The sequence below is a fragment of the Azoarcus sp. TTM-91 genome (genome assembly GCF_012911025.1).
Taxonomy (GTDB): domain Bacteria; phylum Pseudomonadota; class Gammaproteobacteria; order Burkholderiales; family Rhodocyclaceae; genus Azoarcus.
Window position 1 is genome coordinate 43,535 of record NZ_WUEI01000013.1, and the last position, 18,260, is coordinate 61,794.

Annotated in this window: 16 protein-coding genes; 2 read left to right on the forward strand and 14 right to left on the reverse strand. The window is 67.7% G+C overall.

Translation table 11 applies throughout. The features are described from left to right. Positions 1 to 53: 53 nt before the first annotated feature. The 6 genes from GRF61_RS06120 to GRF61_RS06145 form a co-directional block, all read right to left on the reverse strand. Positions 54 to 359, reverse strand: coding sequence for a DUF1330 domain-containing protein (locus GRF61_RS06120; protein ID WP_248281130.1), 306 nt, complete (start codon positions 357 to 359; stop codon positions 54 to 56). After that, the gene (kdsA, locus tag GRF61_RS06125) at positions 356 to 1,195 is read right to left on the reverse strand and encodes a 3-deoxy-8-phosphooctulonate synthase (RefSeq protein ID WP_169149800.1); all 840 of its coding nucleotides are present in this window, start codon (positions 1,193 to 1,195) and stop codon (positions 356 to 358) included. Before kdsA ends, GRF61_RS06120 begins: the two co-directional genes overlap by 4 nt. 10 nt (positions 1,196 to 1,205) lie before the next feature. Then, on the reverse strand, positions 1,206 to 2,834 hold the full coding sequence (locus GRF61_RS06130; protein WP_169149801.1) for a CTP synthase: 1,629 nt from the start codon (positions 2,832 to 2,834) through the stop codon (positions 1,206 to 1,208). A gap of 162 nt (positions 2,835 to 2,996) precedes the next feature. Next, entirely contained in the window at positions 2,997 to 3,539 is a 543-nt protein-coding gene (locus GRF61_RS06135; protein ID WP_169149802.1) for a hydrolase, read from the reverse strand. A gap of 63 nt (positions 3,540 to 3,602) precedes the next feature. Beyond that, positions 3,603 to 5,579 carry an acetoacetate--CoA ligase gene (locus tag GRF61_RS06140; protein WP_169149803.1) on the reverse strand — a complete coding sequence of 659 codons (1,977 nt, stop codon included), beginning with the start codon at positions 5,577 to 5,579 and terminating at the stop codon, positions 3,603 to 3,605. A 39-nt stretch (positions 5,580 to 5,618) separates the two neighbouring features. After that, a complete protein-coding gene (locus GRF61_RS06145) occupies positions 5,619 to 6,026 on the reverse strand; it encodes a thioesterase family protein (protein ID WP_169149804.1) in 408 nt (135 codons plus the stop codon). Positions 6,027 to 6,190: 164 nt separating this feature from the next. Here GRF61_RS06145 and GRF61_RS06150 point away from each other — a divergent pair, with 164 nt between their 5' ends. After that, positions 6,191 to 7,834, forward strand: a complete 1,644-nt coding sequence (locus tag GRF61_RS06150; protein ID WP_169149805.1) for an electron transfer flavoprotein-ubiquinone oxidoreductase — start codon at positions 6,191 to 6,193, stop codon at positions 7,832 to 7,834. A gap of 90 nt (positions 7,835 to 7,924) precedes the next feature. Here GRF61_RS06150 and GRF61_RS06155 read toward each other — a convergent pair whose 3' ends face one another. Then, positions 7,925 to 8,959 carry a DUF481 domain-containing protein gene (locus tag GRF61_RS06155; RefSeq protein ID WP_169149806.1) on the reverse strand — a complete coding sequence of 345 codons (1,035 nt, stop codon included), beginning with the start codon at positions 8,957 to 8,959 and terminating at the stop codon, positions 7,925 to 7,927. 157 nt (positions 8,960 to 9,116) lie between these two features. Continuing rightward, positions 9,117 to 9,839: a TetR/AcrR family transcriptional regulator gene (locus GRF61_RS06160; RefSeq protein WP_169149807.1), complete on the reverse strand. Its 723-nt coding sequence runs from the start codon at positions 9,837 to 9,839 to the stop codon at positions 9,117 to 9,119. A gap of 99 nt (positions 9,840 to 9,938) precedes the next feature. On the opposite strand from GRF61_RS06160, the gene GRF61_RS06165 reads away from it, so the two are divergent. Continuing rightward, the gene (locus tag GRF61_RS06165) at positions 9,939 to 11,129 is read left to right on the forward strand and encodes an MFS transporter (RefSeq protein WP_169149808.1); all 1,191 of its coding nucleotides are present in this window, start codon (positions 9,939 to 9,941) and stop codon (positions 11,127 to 11,129) included. Here GRF61_RS06165 and cydC read toward each other — a convergent pair. From cydC to GRF61_RS06195, 6 genes are all read right to left on the reverse strand, one after another. Next, complete coding sequence (gene cydC / locus GRF61_RS06170) at positions 11,126 to 12,838, reverse strand: thiol reductant ABC exporter subunit CydC (protein ID WP_169149809.1); 1,713 nt, start codon at positions 12,836 to 12,838, stop codon at positions 11,126 to 11,128. The two genes, GRF61_RS06165 and cydC, sit on opposite strands and share 4 nt — an antisense overlap. Next, positions 12,838 to 14,604 (reverse strand): thiol reductant ABC exporter subunit CydD, encoded by a 1,767-nt coding sequence (cydD, locus tag GRF61_RS06175; RefSeq protein WP_169149810.1) that lies wholly within the window; start codon positions 14,602 to 14,604, stop codon positions 12,838 to 12,840. Before cydD ends, cydC begins: the two co-directional genes overlap by 1 nt. A gap of 44 nt (positions 14,605 to 14,648) precedes the next feature. After that, a complete protein-coding gene (gene cydX, locus GRF61_RS06180; protein WP_169149811.1) occupies positions 14,649 to 14,765 on the reverse strand; it encodes a cytochrome bd-I oxidase subunit CydX in 117 nt (38 codons plus the stop codon). Positions 14,766 to 14,808: 43 nt separating this feature from the next. Then, a complete protein-coding gene (gene cydB / locus GRF61_RS06185; protein ID WP_211165768.1) occupies positions 14,809 to 15,945 on the reverse strand; it encodes a cytochrome d ubiquinol oxidase subunit II in 1,137 nt (378 codons plus the stop codon). Positions 15,946 to 15,948: 3 nt separating this feature from the next. Beyond that, on the reverse strand, positions 15,949 to 17,562 hold the full coding sequence (locus tag GRF61_RS06190) for a cytochrome ubiquinol oxidase subunit I (RefSeq protein ID WP_169149812.1): 1,614 nt from the start codon (positions 17,560 to 17,562) through the stop codon (positions 15,949 to 15,951). Between the two features lie 215 nt (positions 17,563 to 17,777). Further along, complete coding sequence (locus GRF61_RS06195; RefSeq protein WP_169149813.1) at positions 17,778 to 18,164, reverse strand: DUF2946 family protein; 387 nt, start codon at positions 18,162 to 18,164, stop codon at positions 17,778 to 17,780. Positions 18,165 to 18,260: the final 96 nt, after the last annotated feature.

Sequence of the window (18,260 nt, forward strand, 5' to 3'; positions counted from 1 at the left end):
GGTTCTTCCTGTTTCGGTTACGGTTCTGGATCGGTACAAGCACCAGCCTGGCCTCAAAGGCCTTCGACCAGCAGCATTTCGAACTCGGCCGCACCTTGCCGGGCCGCGCGGGCGGCGCCGTACTCGGGCGACTCGTAGAAGCGGCGCGCCGCCGCCATGGACGGGAAGGCGACGATCACCACCCGCTCCGGCGACCACTCGCCTTCCAGCGTTTCACAGGCACCGCCGCGCACGAGATAACGGCCGCCATACTGCTCGACCGCCACGGTGGCCAACTCGCGGTAGCGCGCCATGGCTGCCGCATCATGGATGCGGCCATCGACGACGATGTAGGCCGGGCGCCGGGCCGCCTCGGTCAAGCGCCGCGCTCCAGCAGATCGCCGGTTTTCACCAGTGCATCGAGCTGCTTGAGCGTGGTGAGCAGCGCCTTCATCTTCGGCAAGGGCCAGGCGTTCGGACCGTCGGAAAGGGCCTTCGCCGGATCGGGATGGGTTTCCATGAACAGCCCGGCCACGCCCACCGCCACCGCCGCACGCGCCAACACCGGCACGAACTCGCGCTGGCCGCCGGAGGCGGTGCCCTGCCCGCCGGGCAACTGCACCGAATGCGTGGCATCGAACACCACCGGGCATCCGGTGTCGCGCATGATCGCAAGACTGCGCATGTCGGAGACCAGGTTGTTGTAACCGAAGGAAACGCCCCGCTCGCAGACCATGATGGTGTCCGCACCGCCATTGGCTTCCTTGGCCTTGTCCACGACGTTCTTCATGTCGCCGGGTGCGAGGAACTGGCCCTTCTTGATGTTCACCGGCTTGCCGCAAGTCGCGACGGCCTGGATGAAATCAGTCTGGCGGCAGAGGAAGGCCGGCGTCTGCAGCACGTCCACCGTCGCCGCCACCGCCTCGATCTCATCGATGGCATGCACGTCGGTCAGCACCGGCACGCCCAGGGCCGCACGTACGTCAGCCAGGATCTCCAGGCCCTTGTCCATGCCCAGCCCGCGGAAGGACTTGCCGGAACTGCGGTTGGCCTTGTCGTAGGACGACTTGTAGATGAAGGGCACGTCCACCTCGGCGCAGATCTCCTTCAGCGCGCCAGCGGTGTCGAAGGCCATCTCGCGCGACTCGATCACGCAGGGGCCGGCGATGAGGAAGAAAGGCCGGTCAAGGCCGACCTCGAAGCCGCAGAGTTCCATGCTTGCTCCTTCAGCCCTTGCGCGCCAGCGCCGCACGCACGTAAGCGGTGAAAAGCGGGTGTCCCTTGCGCGGGTTGGAGGTGAATTCCGGGTGGAACTGGCAGCCGACGAACCAGGGATGGACGTCCGCAGGCAGCTCGACCATCTCGCACAGATCGGTTCCCGGCGCGCGGCCGGAGACGATCAGCCCCTTCTCTTCCAGCTTGGAGAGCAGGGTGTTGTTCACCTCGTAGCGGTGGCGATGGCGTTCCATGATCTCCGGCGCGCCGTAGATCTGGCGGGCGAGCGAACCCTCTGCCAGGCGGCAGACCTGCCCCCCCAGGCGCATGGTGCCGCCGAGGTCGGAATCCTCGCTGCGCTTTTCGACCTTGCCACTGCGATCCTGCCATTCGGTGATGAGGCCGATGACCGGGCTCGGCGAGTCCGGTTCGAACTCGGTGGAATGCGCGCCTTCCATGCCAGCGACGTCGCGCGCGAACTCGACCACCGCCAGCTGCATGCCCAGACAGATGCCCAGGTAGGGAACCTTGTTCTCCCGGGCATAGCGGATGGCGGCGATCTTGCCCTCGGTGCCGCGCTTGCCGAAGCCGCCGGGCACCAGGATGGCGTCCATCTTCGCCAGCACCGCGCAGCCGTCACGCTCGATATCCTCGGAGTCGAGGTAGTGGATGTTCACCTTGCTCTCGGTGTGCATCCCAGCGTGGTTCAGCGCCTCGATGAGCGACTTGTAGGATTCGGTGAGATCCACGTACTTGCCGACGAAGGCGATCTCGACCGAGGCCTTGGGGTTTTCCAGTGCGCGGATCAGGTTCTCCCACACCGACAGGTCGGCAGCGCGGGCGAGGATGCCCAGCTTGTGGCAGACGATCTCGTCCAGCATCTGGTCGTGCAACTGGCCGGGTATCTTGTAGATGGAGTCCGCGTCCAGGCACTCGATTACCGCTTCCGGCATCACGTTGCAGAACAGCGCGATCTTGCGGCGCTCGTCGGCCGGAATGTTGCGGTCGGCACGGCACAGCAGGATGTCCGGCTGGATGCCGATCTCGCGCAGTTCCTTCACCGAGTGCTGCGTCGGCTTGGTCTTCAGCTCCCCCGCGGTCGGGATGTAGGGCAGCAGGGTGAGGTGGATGAAGCAGGTGCCGTTGCGGCCTTCCTCGATGCCCATCTGGCGGATGGCTTCCAGGAAAGGCAGGGACTCGATGTCGCCCACCGTGCCGCCCACTTCGACGATGGCGACGTCCGCGCCTTCGGCGCCGCGCTTCACGTAGGTCTTGATCTCGTCGGTAATGTGCGGGATAACCTGCACCGTCTTGCCGAGATACTCGCCGCGCCTTTCCTTCTTGATCACCGCCTCGTAGATCTGGCCGGTGGTGAAGTTGTTGCGCTTGCTCATCTTGGCGCTGGTGAAGCGCTCGTAGTGGCCAAGGTCCAGGTCGGTCTCGGCGCCATCTTCGGTAACGAAGACTTCGCCGTGCTGGAACGGGCTCATGGTGCCCGGATCGACGTTGATGTAGGGGTCCAGCTTGAGGTGAGTCACCTTGATGCCGCGGGACTCCAGGATGGCCCCGAGCGAGGCCGCCGCGATGCCTTTGCCCAAAGAGGACACGACACCGCCGGTAACGAAGACGTATTTGGTCATGGGAATTGTGCTGCGGGAAAGCGCGATGATAACCGAAGTGCCGCTACGCCCGGAAGCCGGCCCCTCCCCGCTGCGCCCTCCCGCGTCCGAAAACCGGCGGCCTGCCGGAACCAGTACGCACAGTTTCCGCGCCTGCCGTCCGCAGGCGCCCCGCAAGCCGCCTCAGCGGATGAAATCGCGGCTGACTGCGCGGAACAGTTCGGTGCCGCCGCGCTGCAGCCACTCGAAGGCCACCATTTCGCGCGACACGATGTCGATGCCATGGGCGCGCATGCGGGCGAAAGCCAACTCGCGGTCGGCGCTGCGGCGCGAGCCGGTGGCCTCGGCGACGACGAACACCTCCTTGCCCGCCCAGCGCAGCTCCAGCACCGTTTGCAACACGCAGACATGAGCCTCGGCGCCGCATACCACCACCTGCCGCCGGCGTTCTATCTCGGTGCCACGCAGCACGCTCTCGCCCGCCGCGGAGAAATGCGTCTTGGACAGGCAAGGGGCACCGGCGGTCGCCGCCTTCACCTCTGGCAGGGTCGGACCCAGTTTGTCGGGGAAATGCTCGGTGACCACCACCGGCACGCCCACCCGGGCGGCCACTTCGGCGAGCCACACGCAGTTGGCCACCAACTGGGTGCTGCCTTCCAGCACCGGCGCCAGCTTCTGTTGCACATCTATCACCAGCAGGGTCGAGTTTTCGTGCTTCATCAGCATGCTCGGTCTCCGGTGCGGTCGCAGGCGGGGCTGAGCGCCTCCGTCCTGCGCGCACGCTGAATGTCAGTCCTGCAGCTCGGGGCGGCCCTGGAAAAAGGCAAGCGCCTCCGGGTTGGCCAGCGCTTCCTGGTTCTTCACCGGGCGTTCGTGCACTACGTTGCGCACCGCCAGTTCCACGATCTTGCCGCTCTTGGTGCGCGGAATGTCCGCTACCTGCAGCACCTTGGCCGGCACATGCCGCGGCGTGGTGTTGTCGCGGATGGTGCGCTTGATGCGGTCGGCCAGCGCTTCGTCCAGTGCCAGGCCCTCGCGCAGCTTCACGAACAACACTACCCGTACGTCGCTGGGTTGCTGCGGCGGCCAGTCCTGGCCGATGACGATGGCCTCGACCACCTCATGCAGCTTCTCCACCTGGCGGTAGATCTCGGCGGTGCCTATGCGCACCCCGCCAGGATTCAACGTCGCGTCCGAGCGGCCGTAGATGATCAGGCCGTCATGCGCGGTGATCTCGCAGAAGTCGCCGTGGCACCAGACGCCTTCGAAGCGTTCGAAGTAGGCCGCGCGGTACTTGCTGCCGTCGTCGTCCTTCCAGAAACCGACCGGCATCGCCGGAAAGGGCTGCGTGCACACCAACTCGCCCTTCTCTTCCCGCACAGGGCGGCCTTCGTCGTCCCACACGTCCACCGCCAGGCCCAGGCCGCGGCACTGGATTTCGCCACGCCACACCGGCAGCACCGGATTGCCGAGTACGAAGCAGGACAGGATGTCAGTACCGCCGGAGATGGAGGAGAGTTGGATATCGGACTTGATGTCGCGATACACGTAGTCGAAACCCTCGGGCACCAGCGGGCTGCCGGTGCTCATCAGCGCCCGCAGCGTATCCAGGCGGTGCGTCTCTCGCGGCTTGAGGCCGAACTTGGCGGCGGCGTCGATGAACTTCGCCGAGGTGCCGAAGTGGGTCATCCCTTCAGCGTCGGCGTAGTCGAACAGGATCCGGTTGCCGGCGGCGAAGGGCGAGCCGTCATAGAGCATCAGCGTGGCGCCTGCGGCCAGGCCGGAAACCAGCCAGTTCCACATCATCCAGCCGCAGGTGGTGAAATAGAACACCCGGTCACCGGGCTTCACGTCGCTGTGCAGGCGGTGCTCCTTCAGGTGCTGCAGCAGCGCGCCGCCGGCGCAATGGACGATGCATTTCGGCACGCCGGTGGTGCCGGAGGAATACATGATGTAAAGCGGGTGATCGAAAGGCAGCGGCTCGAAGGCAATCTCGGTCACGCTCTGATGAGGCGCGACGAAGTCCGCCAGCCACAGTGCATGCGGAATGCCCTGCAAGGCGTGCTTTGCCTGCACGTAAGGCACCACCACCACCCGCCGCAGCGACGGCAGTTGCGGCACGATCTCCGCCAACTTGCCCAGGCAGTCCACCACCTTGCCGTTGTAGTGATAGCCGTCGCAGGCCAGCAGCACCTTGGGCTCGGTCTGGCCGAAGCGGTCCAGCACGCCCTGCACGCCGAAGTCCGGCGAGGCCGAGGTGAAGATGGCGCCCAGGCTGGCCGCCGCCAGCATCGCGATCACCGTTTCCGGCATGTTGGGCATGTAGGCGGCAACGCGGTCGCCCTTGCCTACGCCCTGCTCCCGCAGCGCGGCAGCGAAGCGCGCTACCCGACGGTAAAGCTCACCGTGGCTGAGCCTGTCCTTGACCCTGTCCTCTCCCCAGAACACCAGTGCATCGCCGGCGTCCCGCGAGCGCAGCAGGTTCTGGGCGAAGTTCAGGCGCGCCTGGGGAAACCAGCGCGCACCCGGCATGCGGTGGCCATCTTCCAGCGCCACCTCGCCGCGTTCGCCAATGACACCGCCGTCCTCCCACACGCTCACCCAGAACTGTTCCGGTCTGGCGACGGACCAGGCGTACAGCGCCGCATAGTCCAGCAGATCGATCTGCCAGCGTTTCTCCGCTTCCAGCCGGAAGGCGGTGAGGGTGGCCTGTTGTATGCGCTCCCGGGACGGCGTCCACAGGGGCCGCTCTGCGGCGGTGCTCATGGGGGTCTCCTCCTTATTGTCTAATTTATTTGTTAATGCTTAATAAAACCTCGCGCGCAGTGTATCCGGCAAGGGCACGGATTTGCCAGTGCGGGTATCCATCCACACCACTTTGGACGAGCCGGTGGCGTACAGGCGCTCGTCGCCTTCCACATAGAGTTCGTACCAGGTCATCACGCTGCTGCGGCCGGGCTGGCCGGCGTACATCTTCACCAGCACGGTGGCGGGGTAGTTCACCGGCAGCAGGAAAGTGCAATCGGCATTGATGATCACCGCCCCGGTGGGCACGTCCGGGCCGACGCGGAAGCCCTCGCCTTCTATCCACTCGACCCGTGCCTGCTCGAAGAAGCGGAAATAGACGGTGTTGTTTACATGGCCATAGAAATCCATGTCTCCCCAGCGCACCGGAATCCGAGTGGTAAACAGATATTTGCGGTCGGTCTCCACGGCCTTTATCCTCTGTTGGTTTGTTTGTGCGACCTACTGTAACATACGGTACCGTATGTCAAATCCGCCGAGCGGAAGCCCGCGCGCGCAGCCCAGGGGACGGTCGCTTCCCCTGCTGGCCCCCGCCGAGAGACGCCGAAGAGCGCAAATATTAGGAGAATAGAATGGAACGCGAATCCATGGAGTTTGACGTCCTGATCGTCGGAGGTGGCCCCGCGGGGCTAGCCTCGGCGATCCGGCTCAAGCAACTGGCCGCGGAGAAGGACCGGGACATCTCGGTGTGCCTGATCGAGAAAGGGGCCGAGATCGGCGCCCATATTCTCTCCGGCGCGGTGATGGACCCGCGGGCGCTCACCGAACTCTTCCCCGACTGGAAGGAGCGCGGCGCGCCGCTGAACACCGCCGTCACCGAGGACAAGGTCATCTTCCTCAATGAAACCGGCGGCCGGCAGGTGCCCAACAACCTGCTGCCGGACTGTTTCGTCAATCACGGCAACTACATCGTCCGCCTGGGCAACGTCGCCAAGTGGCTGGGCGAGCAGGCCGAGGCGCTGGGCGTGGAGATCTACCCCGGCTTCGCCGGCGCCGAGATCCTCTACGACGAGAACGGTGCGGTGAAGGGCGTGGCCACCGGCGACATGGGCCTCACCCGCGAGGGCGAGCAAGGCCCCAACTACCAGCCGGGCATGGAGCTGCACGCCAAGTACACCCTGTTCGCCGAAGGCTGTCGTGGCCATCTGGGCAAACAGCTGGAGACGAAATTCTCCCTGCGCGACGGCGTCGATCCGCAGACCTACGGCATCGGCCTGAAAGAGTTGTGGGAGGTACCCGCCGAGCGCCATCGCCCTGGCCTGGTGGTGCACACCGCTGGCTGGCCGCTACCGGCCGACACCTATGGCGGTGGCTTCGTCTATCACCTGGAAGACAACCTGGTCGCGGTCGGCTACGTGGTCGGCCTCAACTACAGCAATCCCTTCCTGTCGCCCTTCGAGGAATTCCAGCGCTACAAGACCCATCCGGATATCCGAAAGTATCTGGAAGGCGGCAAGCGCCTGGCCTACGGCGCGCGCGCCATCGCCGCCGGCGGCCTGCAGAGCCAGCCGCGGCTGGTGTTCCCTGGCGGCGCGCTGATCGGCGACGACGCCGGCTTCCTCAACGCCGCCCGCATCAAGGGCAGCCATGCGGCGATCAAGTCCGGCATGCTGGCTGCTGAAGCGGCCTTCGAGGCGCTGGGCGCCGAGCGCCAGCGCGACGCGCTGACCGCCTTCCCCGCCGCCTTCCGCAGCTCCTGGCTGTACGACGAGTTGTACAAGACGCGCAACTTCAAGCCCTACATGAAGAAGGGCGTGTGGCTCGGCTCGCTGCTGTTCGGCATCGACCAGAAGCTCTTTGGCGGCAAGGTGCCCTGGACGCTGTCCAACACCGCCGACCACACCACGTTGAAGCCGGCGGCCGAAAGCGCCCGCATCGACTATCCCAAGCCGGACGGCGTGCTGACCTTCGACCGCCTGTCCTCGGTCTTCCTCTCGAACACCAACCATGAGGAAGAGCAGCCCTGTCACCTGCAGCTCAAGGATGCGGCGGTGCCGATCGCGGTGAACCTGGCGAAGTACGACGCCCCGGAGCAGCGCTATTGCCCCGCCGGCGTATATGAGATTGTGAGGGACGGCGAGAACAACGCGCCCCGCCTGCAGATCAACGCCCAGAACTGCGTGCACTGCAAGACCTGCGACATCAAGGATCCGACCCAGAACATCAACTGGGTGGTGCCCCAGGGCGGTGAAGGGCCGATCTACCAGGGCATGTAACGCCCCCGCAGCGGCCAGTTTCACGCGGCCTGCAGCCCAACGGAAAAGCCCGGCGTCCAGCCGGGCTTTTTCATTTCCGCCTGCGCAAGCTCACCACTCGTAGCCCAGGCCCACCTGCAGGCTGATATCAGTGGCCTTGCGGTCATCTGCCGGTTTGCCTTCCCAGTCCAGCAGCGCCTGTACCTGGGCACTCAGGCGGTCGACGATGGGAAGCCGCAGGCCGGTACGGGTGCGCAGGGTGACGTCCTTGGTGTCCTCGGTATTCATGTAGCCGTCCTGCTCATGGAAGAACTCCGCCGAGCGGCCGATCAACCAGTGCCGGTAACGTATGCCCCAACCGAAGGCGGGATAGGCCTGGCTCTCGTCCTCGTAGCGCAGCTCGCGCACGTAATCCAGACCACCCTTGACCGACAGGTTGGTGTCGTCCGTCTCCACCAGCTGCAAGCCATAGCCGGCCCCCAGGGCGTAGCGCCCGCGCAGGTCGCGGAAATGGTCGCGCTCGAAGGAGGTACGGCCATAGACGAAGCGCCGCTTGTCGATGAACCAGTCCTTGTCGCCGCTAGCCAGCCAGTTGTTGGCGGTGTCGTTGCCGCCCTCGTTGCGTTGCTCGCCGCGCAGCCTCGTCATGAAGCGCGACTCCTTGGCCACACCCTCCAGCTGGGCCTCGGCGATCACCTGGCGGGTATCGCTGTTGCCGCTGTTGGCGCTGCCCGCCACATTGAGCCGGCCCTTGTACTCGGTGCCTTCTCCCGACTGGCTGGGAGTGGGGTTGAGATAGGCGATGCGGTCCAGCTTCAGCGGCGGCACTTCCGGCGCCTCGGTGAGCTTCACCGTGCCGGGCTCGGAAGGCTCCAGCTTGGTTTCCAGCGAGCCTTCGTCGCGCCGCATCAACACCGTGACCGGCGCATCCGTCTTCAGCGTTTCCACCATGCGCCAGTCGATCTTGACCTTGCCGGCGTAGGTGGTCTGCAGCACCAGGCCTTCGGGCGTCTTGTTGAGCACGGTGCCGGTAAGGCGGTCGCCGTTGGTGAGCACCACTTCGTCGGCCAGCGCAGGCGCGGTCAGGCACAACAGCAGGAATGGGGACAGCAGCCGCAGGCTGCGATAAGCAAAAGCGGGTTTCATGGCAATTCGGGGGATGGACGTCGGGGAGGGGCGGCGCCGGAGCGCATCGGCCGAAAGACTAGGCTCAACCCTCGCCGTTTTGCAATGCAGCGTAACGCCTGTTTGCAAATATGGGACACCAGCCGAAAGTCGCATCCGGCCTGCCTCGGCGACTGTTTTACCCGACATGGGTTGGAGGTGATTCAGGCGGCGGGCCGAAGATCAGGTCCAGCTCGGCGGCGAACATCTCGCCGATGTCCAGCACGCCAGCCTGCCGGAACAGGCCGTTGTGCAGCATGCCCAGCCACAGGGGACCGACCAGGATGTGGGGGAAGCGAACCAGCGCGTCGCTGCGCAATTCGCCCTCGGCCACCGCCTCCCGCCCCAGGGCTTCGATGCGCCTCAGCAGGGGCTCGTAGGCTTCGCGGCGATAGACCTCGACCAGCGCCGGAAAGCGCGCGCCCTCGGCGATCACCAACCGCGCTACCGCAGCCCGGCCGGCAAGCTCGATTTCGCGCATGGCCGGCAGCAGCGTGCGCCGCAGATAGGCGCCCACCCTCTCGCCCGCGAGCCGGGTTTCCTTTCCGGCGCCGAACAGGGCCTTGCCGATCACCTCCTGCACCACGCCCTCGAACAGCGCCTCTTTGGTGGGGAAATAGCGGTAGGGCGTGCCCTTGGCGACGCCGGCGCGCTGCGCCACATCCGCCATGGTGGCATCGGCGAAGCCATGCTCCATGAAAGCAGCCATGGCGGCGCGCACGATGCCGTCGCGGCGGCGCGCGGTCTTGTCCGGGCTGGGGCCGCGCTGGCCACGGCGCAGCGGGCGGCGGGCTTGTGGCGCCTGCCCGGCTGGCGTTGCGTCCTCCGCCCCGGCCTGCCCGGCTCCTCGTTTCACTGCCATTGCGTCTCCTCCACGAGCGAATCTAGAATGACCACTCAGTCATTTTAAAACAAGCTGCGCCCGGCCTCCCTGTCCCGGCGCGCGATAACGGCAGGCCCCGTGTCCTCCACTCCCCCACTATCCTGGCGCCCCTTCCTGTGGGTGGCCTCCGCGCTGTGCGTCGGCACCATGAGCACCGCCCTCGCCAGCCCGCTCTATCCGCTCTACCAGGCCGCCTGGCAGTTGTCGGCGAGCATGATCACCATCATCTACGTCGCCTACATGGGTGGCGTGCTGGCAGCCTTCCTGTTCCTCGGCCGCCTGCCGGATCACATCGGTCCAGTGAAGGTGCTGCGCACCGCGATGGCCGGCATCTTCATCGGCATCGCGCTCTCCGCCGTCGCCCCGGATGCAGGCTGGCTGCTGGCCGGGCGCATCGTCATCGGCGTCGCCTCCGGCCTCATCACCACCTCGGCCACCGCCGGGCTGGTGGAACTGGAGCCGGCCGGCCAGCCGCGACGGGCGACGCTGGTGGCTTCCACCGTGAGCATCCTCGGCTTCGGCCTCGGCCCCCTGGTCGCCGGCGTGCTGGCCCAGTTCGCGCCGCATCCGCTGGTCACCCCCTATCTGCTGGTGATCGTGCTGGTGGCGCTGGTGCTGCATGCGCTGTTGAAGATGGAGACGCGGCCGCGCGCCGGCGGTCGGCTGTCGCTGCAGCCGCGCTTCATGCTGCCAGCGGTGGCGGCACGGCCGCGCTTCGCACTGGCGGCGATGGGCGCCTTCTCCGCCTTCGCCCTGTTCAGCCTCTACGCCTCGCTGTCGCCCTCTTTCATCGCCGGCCTGCTGCCCTGGCACGGCTCGGCAGTGAGCGGCGCGGCCATCGCGCTCATCCTGTTCTGTTCGGCCAGCGCGCAGTTGCTTGGCCGCAGGCTGAGCGCGCCGGCCAGCATGCGGGGCGGCCTGGCGCTGCTGGCGGTCAGTGTGGTGCTGCTGGCGGCGGCGCTGCATTACCGCTCCGGGGCGCTGTTCATTTCCAGCGACCTGATCGGCGGCCTGGGCCACGGCCTCGCCTTCATGGCGGCGCTGAACATCGCCAATGCCAGCGCCGGCGGCGGTGAGCGCTCCGGCATCCTCGCCTCCTTCTTCACCGTGGGCTATATCGGCACCATCGTTCCCATCCTGGGCGTGGGCTTCCTCGCCGACCGCGTCGGCCTGGATGTCGCGGTGGTCTGCTTCTGCGCGGCTTTCGGCCTGCTGATGGCGGCAATGCTGTGGCAGACGCGGCGGCTGCTGCCGCTGCGCACCGCCTAGTCCAGGGCCCGGACAGCCGCCGGCGACAACTCGGCCAGGCGCCCCTGCTCCAGCCGCAGCACGCGGTCGAAGGCGGCGAGGCCGGCCGGGCGATGCGTCACCCAGACCAGCGTGCGGCCGCGCAGATGCTGACGTACCGCGGCGATCAGCGCGGCTTCGGCGGCCGGGTCCAGGCCCTCGGTCGGTTCGTCCAGCAGGGTGATGGGCGCCTCGCGCAGCAAGGCGCGCGCCAGGCCGAGGCGGCGGCGCTGGCCGCCGGAGAGGCTGGCGCCGCCCTCCTCCACCCAGGTTTCCAGGCCATCGCGCCAGGTGGAGATGGTGTCCGCCAGCCCGACCAGCCGCAGCACCGCCATCATCCGTTCGGCATCCGCATCCGGTGCGGCCAGCCGCAGGTTGTCCGCCAGCGTCGCAGCCTGCGCCCAGGGGAACTGACCGGCGCAACTGAGGCGGGCGCGCAGCGTGGATTCGTCCAGCGCGGACAGCTCGACGCCGCCCAGCCGGATCTCGCCGGCATCCGCCTCTTCCAGCCCCGCCAGCAGCTGCACCAGCGTGGATTTACCGCCGCCGCTGGGCCCCAGCAGCGCGATGTGCTCGCCCTCCTCCACCGTCAGCACCAGCCCGTCGAACAGCGGCGGCTGATCTGGCCAGGCGAAGGCCAGCCCGCTCACCGTCAGGCGGTTGTCCGCCGGCTGTGCGCCGGCTTCGGCGAAGGCCGGACGCGGCGTCTGCCCAGCCAGCCCTTCCAGCCGTGCCGCGGCCGCCGCGGTACCGGGCAATTCCAGGCAGGCGCCGGGCAGCGCCTGCAGGGCTTCGTGCGTGCCCAGCAGCACCAGCACCACCGCCGCCAGCCAGGGACCAGGGGCCGCCGGGCCTTCGCCTTGCGCGATCAGCAGCAATGCCGCCCAGGCCGCCATGCCGGTGAGCAGTACGGTGGCCGCGCGCAGCCAGGCGCCGCGCCGCTGCAGGCTGCGCTGCTGCCTCAGCCAGTGCTGGCTGCTGGCGAGCGCCGCCGCCCGCCGCACCTGCCAGGCCGGCTGGTGCAGGGCGAGGTCTTCCAGACCGTCCACGCAATCCAGCAGTTCCCGCCTCAGCCCGGCGCGACCGGCCACCAGCGCGCTGGCCGGCCTGCGACCCGCCAGCCAGCCAGCCAGCGGCAGCACGAACAGCGCGAAGGCCATCAGCCCCAGCGGCAGCCAGGCCAGCACCGGCGCCATCTGGCCGAACAGCAGCGCCAGCAAGGCAAAGGCGAGCAGCGCCGCCGCCAGCGGCAGCAGCAGGCGGGGGTAAAGGTTGTCCAACGCGTCCACATCCCGCACCAGCGCGTTCAGCAGATCGCTGCCGTGGTGACGGCCGAGCTGCGATGGCGACAGCCGGGCCAGCCGCCGGTACAGCCACAGCCGCAGCCCGGCGATCAGGCGGAAGGTGGCCTCGTGGCTCACCACCCGCTCGCCCCAGCGGCTGGCGGTGCGCAGCAGGGCGAAGAAGCGCACGCCGGCGCCGGGCAGGAAGAAGTTGAAGGCCTGGGCGGTGGCTGGCGTCAGGCCGGCGATGGCGGTGGCGGACAGGAACCAGCCGGACAGGCCCAGCAAGCCCAGGCTGCCGGCCAGCGTCGCGCAGGCAAGCAGGAGCGCGCCGAACAGCCACGGGCCGGCGCCGGCGAGGCGGCCGGCGTAGCCCAGCAGCAGGCGGAGTTCGCGCCAGCCGGCCATCAGCCGCCCTCCCCTTCGAACTCAGCCGGGCTTGCCGGCTGCAGGCGGCCGCCATCCAGCCGCAGCACCCGGTCGGCCAGCCGCAGCGGCGCCCGTCTGTGGCTCAGCAACAGCACCGTGCGGTTGCGGCGCAGTTCGGCCAGGCGCTCCACCACCAGCGCTTCAGTGTCGTGGTCCAGGCTGGCGGTGGGCTCGTCCAGCAGCAGCAGATCGGCCGGCCGCAGGCGCACCCGCGCCAGCGCCAGCCGCCGCAGCTGGCCGCCGGAGAGCTGGCGGCCGCCCTCGCCCAGCACGGTGTCCAGCCCCTGCGGCAGCGTCGCCAGCCAGTCGCCCAGGCCGGCGAAGTGCAGCGCCTCGATCATGGCCGCCGCATCCGCGCCCTGCCGCGCCAGCCGCAGGTTGTCGGCCAGGCTGCCGGCGAGCAGGCGCGGATGCTGGCTCATCCAGCCTATGCGTTCGCGCCAGTGCTGCAGGTCCAGCTCTGTAAAGGGGACGTCGCTGGCCACCAGTTCGCCGGCCTGCGGCTGCAACTGGCCAAGCAGCAGGCGCAGCAGCGTGGTCTTGCCGCCGCCGCTGGGGCCGACGATGGCGACCGCCTCGCCGGCCGCCAGTTCCAGTTCGCAGCCCTGCAGCACCGGCTCGCCTTCGCGGTGAGCGAACATCAGGCCGGACAGGCGCAGCGCGGGCGCGCCCGGCGGCAGCGTCCGCTTGCCGCCGGCCGGCTGCGGCGAAGGCGCATCCAGCATGGCCTGCAACTGGCCAGCGGCGGCCAGGGCTTCGGCGCGGGCGTGGTAATGGGTGCCGAGATCGCGCAGTGGCTGGTAGAACTCCGGCGCCAACAGCAGGATGAAAAAGGCCAGCCGCAGCTCCGGCGCGGCGCCGTAGAAACCGAAATCCAGGTAGCCCAGCAGGCTGAAACCCAGATAGACCGCGGTGAGCGCGATGGCCACCGAGGCGAAGAACTCCAGCACCGTGCCGGAGAGGAAGGCCAGCCGCAGCACGCTCATGGTGCGCTGGCGGAAGTCCTCGCCGATGCGCGCCACTTCCTGCGCCTGGCGCTCATGGGCGTCCAGCAGGCGCAGCGTCGGCAGGCCGCGCAGCAAGTCGAGGAAATGGCCGCTCATCCGCTGCAAGGCCAGCAACTGGCGGGTCTGGCGGGCGCGGGCGCCCCAGCCGACCAGCACCATGAACAGCGGAATCAGCGGCGCGGTAAGAAAGAGGATGCCGGCCGCGGCCCAGCTCTGCGGCAACACGGCGGCAAGGATGAACAGCGGCGCGAGCAGCGCCAGCCATTGTTGCGGGCGATAGCGGGCGTAGTAGCCCTCCACCGCCTCCACCTGCTCCAGCAGCAGGTCGGCGAGGGCGCCGGCCTGGCGCCGTTCGCGCCAGGCCGGGCCGAGATGATGCAGGCGATCCAGCAAGGCCTCGCGCAGCCTGCCGCGTATGCGTTCGGAAGCGCGCTGCCCTGCCTCTTCCTTCAGCACGCCGGTCAGCGCGCGCGCCAGCAGGCATGCGGGCAGCGCCCACCAGGCCGCCGGCTGCGCGAAGGGATTGCCGCCTTCGACGATCAGCATGTGCAACATCCAGGCGAGCACGCCGGCCTGGGCGATGGCGGCCAGCACCTGCAGGCCGCCGCCGAGCACGGCCGCGGCACCCCAGGCGCCGGCACCGCGCGCCTGGAGGCGCAGCCAGCGCAGGGCGGCCGCGTCCTGGCCGCGCCTGTCGGCGCTGCGTTCCGCTTCGCTCATGTCGCTGCCGCTGTCCATGCATCACGCCCCGGCGCCCGCGGGCGCCGGCAAGGCTTGCCCGCTCAGGCGTCGCCGCTGGCGTTGCGGTCGCGCTCTTCCTGCGACTCCAGCCACATGGCGTTCACCACCGCGAAGAGGATGGCCATGGCGGTGCCGAGTATCCAGCTGAAATACCACATGATTTTCTCCTTGGATTCTGTCAGTCGGTGCCGCTTGGCGTGATCAGTACGCGCTGCGGCTGTTGGCCTGGATGTGTTCCACCGTGACCTTGCCGCGCATCACCCGGTAGGCCCAGCTGGTGTAGGCGACGATGACGGGCGTCATCACCAGCGCTACCCAGAACATGATGCCCAGCGTGCGATGGCTGGAAACGCAGTCCCACAGCGTCAGGCTGCTTCTCGGGTCCGAGCTGGAGGGCATGACGAAGGGGAACAGCGAGGCACCGGCGGTGAAGATGATGCCCAGTTCGGCGATGGCGGTGGCGACGAAGGCCAGGCCGCCGCGGCGCAGCGCAACGAACAGCAGGCTGAGCACGCCGCCGGCGAAGCCCAGCAGCGGGAACACCCACAGCGCCGGCTGGGCGGCGTAGTTGGCCAGCAGCGCGCCCTTCTGCATCACCACCGTCTTGTCCAGCGGGCTGAGCACCGCGCCATGATCGATCACCGAGGTGATCACATAGCCGGGCAGCTCTCCCACCATCAGGCCGGCGATGGCGAAGGCGGCCATCATCACCACGGTGGCGATCATGGATGCGGCGCGCGCCCGGCCCTGCACCGTGCCGACCGTGCGCAGCACCAGGAAGTTGGCGCCGTGCGCCACCAGCATCGCCAGGCTGACCACGCCCGCCACCAGGGCGAAGGGGTTGAACAGCGCCCAGAAACTGCCGGTGTAGTAGGCGCGCATGGTGTCGTCGAAGTGGAAGGGCACGCCCTGCAGCACGTTGCCGAAGGCCACGCCGAACACCAGCGCCGGCACCGCGCTGCCGATGAAGATGCCCCAGTCCCAGGCGCCACGCCAGGCCGGGTTGGGCAGCTTGCTGCGGTAGTCGAAGCCCACCGGGCGGAAGAACAGCGCCCACAGCACCGCCAGCATGGCCCAGTAGAAACCGGAGAAGGCGGTGGCATACACCAGCGGCCAGGCGGCGAACAGGGCGCCGCCGGCGGTGATGAACCACACCTGGTTGCCGTCCCAGTGCGGGCCGACGGTGTTGATCATCACCCGGCGCTCTTCATCCGTCTTGCCGACGAAGGGCAGCAGCGCACCCACGCCCATGTCGTGGCCGTCCATGATGGCGAAGCCCAGCAGCAGCACGCCGAGCAGGCCCCACCAGATGAGCTTGAGGATCTCGTAGTCGATCATGATTTACTGCACTCCCTTGGAATCGTGCGGCGCGGCCGGGGCCGCCATCAGCGCGGCGCCACCGGCCTGCGGCGGCGTTTCGCGGTGGTACCTGCCGGTACCCAGGCTGGAAGGACCGAGGCGGGCGTACTTGAACATCAGGTACATCTCGGCGATCAGCAGCACGGTGTAGAGCGTGACGAAGCCGGCGATGGAGAGGATCAGCTCGCCGGAGGTCAGCGTGGAGGTGGACAGGAAGGTGGGCAGCACGCCGTCTATGGTCCAGGGCTGACGGCCGAACTCTGCCACCAGCCAGCCCATTTCGCAGGCGATCCACGGCAGCGGCAGACCGTACAGCGCCCACTTCAGCAGCCAGCGCTGCTGCTCGAAGGTGTTGCGCGCGGCGTGGTAGAAGGACAGCGCGAACAGGGCGAGGAAGGACACGCCCAGCGCCACCATGATGCGGAAACCGAAGAACAGCGGCGCCACCGGCGGGATGGTGTCGCTAGCGGCAGCCTTGATCATCTCCGGCGTGGCCAGGCTGACGTCCTCGGTGTATTTCTTCAGCAGCAAGCCGTAGCCCAGGTCCTGCTTCACCTCGTTGAAGTTGGCCAGCAGCTCCGGGTTGCCCTTGTCCTTGCGCAGCGCTTCCAGCGCCTGCACCGCCAGGATGCCGTTAGTGACGCGCTCCGCGTTCCTCTCCTCGATCTCGGCGATGCCGGGCACCGTCTTGTCGATGGAGCGGGTGCCGATCAGGCCCAGCACCCAGGGCACGTGGATCTCGGCCAGGGTGGTACGGGTGGCTTCGTCCGGGATGCCGAACAGGGTCAGCCCGGCGGGCGCCGGCGCGGTTTCCCACATGCCTTCCATGGCCGCCATCTTGGCCTGCTGGGTTTCCGCCGCGTGGTAGCCCGACTCGTCGCCGAGCACGATCACCGACAGGGTGGAGGCCAGGCCGAAGGAGGCAGCGATGCGGAAGGAGCGGCGGGCGAAGGCCACGTCCTTGCCCTTCAGCAGGTACCAGGCGCTGATGCCGAGCACGAAGCCGGCGGCGGTGACGTAACCGGCGCTGATGGTGTGCACGAACTTGGCCTGCGCCACCGGGTTGAACAGCAGCTCGAAGAAGCTGGTCATCTCCATCCGCATGGTCACCGGGTTGAACTCGGCGCCCACCGGGTTCTGCATCCAGCCGTTGGCAATGAGGATGAGCAGCGCCGACAGGTTGGAACCGATGGCGGTGAGGTAGGTGACGGTGAGGTGGCCGACCTTGGACAGGCGGTCCCAGCCGAAGAAGAACAGGCCGACGAAGGTCGATTCCAGGAAGAAGGCCACCAGGCCCTCGATCGCCAGCGGCGCGCCGAAGATGTCGCCGACGTAGTGGGAGTAATAGGACCAGTTGGTACCGAACTGGAACTCCATCGTCAGGCCGGTGGTGACGCCCAGCGCGAAGTTGATGGCGAACAGCTTGCCCCAGAACTTGGTCATGTCCCGGTAGATTTCCTTGCCGGTCATGACATAGGTGGTTTCCATGATGGCGAGCATGAAGGACATGCCCAGCGTCAATGGAACGAACAGGAAGTGGTACAGCGCCGTGATCGCGAACTGTAGTCGCGACAGGTCTACAACGGCTTCGCTCATTGTTTTCAGTATTCCTTGGCAGGCGTGCCGCGAGGCACGCACGCAACGCACGGGCACAGCGCCGCCCTGCCCGGAGATGGCCAGGCATGGACGGACGACGGCCAGCCGCCGCCGGCGGGCGGATCAAGGCCGGCGCGTGCGTCATCAGCGGAACCGCGCAGCCGGCGGTCCGCACCTGCCATCCGCGCGGGATGGCACAGGGAGAAAAAGGGAAATCAGGCGGGCACCGGAGGCGCGCGCGGGGATTGCTCCACCCACATGCGCTTGAAGCGCAGCACCCGCTCCGGCTCGCGCTGGCTGGCGCTGGCGAGCACGCGGGTGAGCACCGGCAGCGGACGCAAGGCAGGCAGGGCGACGCCCATGAAGCCGGCGGCGCAGAAGTCGCAATAGGGCTTGCCCATGCCGTCGGCCGGATTGACCGGCTCGCCGGTTTCCCCCACCACGACCTTTTTCAGGCCGAAGGAGGAACAGACTTCGATGACCTTGGTGCCATTCACCGCGGCCAGCAGATAGCTGGCGGTGGCCGAAAAGCCATGCAGCAGCGCGGCGAACAACGCAGCGTGCAACAGGAAACGGCGGAAGCGGACTGACAGGGTAGGCACGGCAGGGTCGGGGGCGAATGGTTACGGTGCCTTCACGCCGGCCCTGCGCCCGTGGTTTCCCGCCTGAGGGGAAAAACCGGAAGCCTGGGCTTCCCG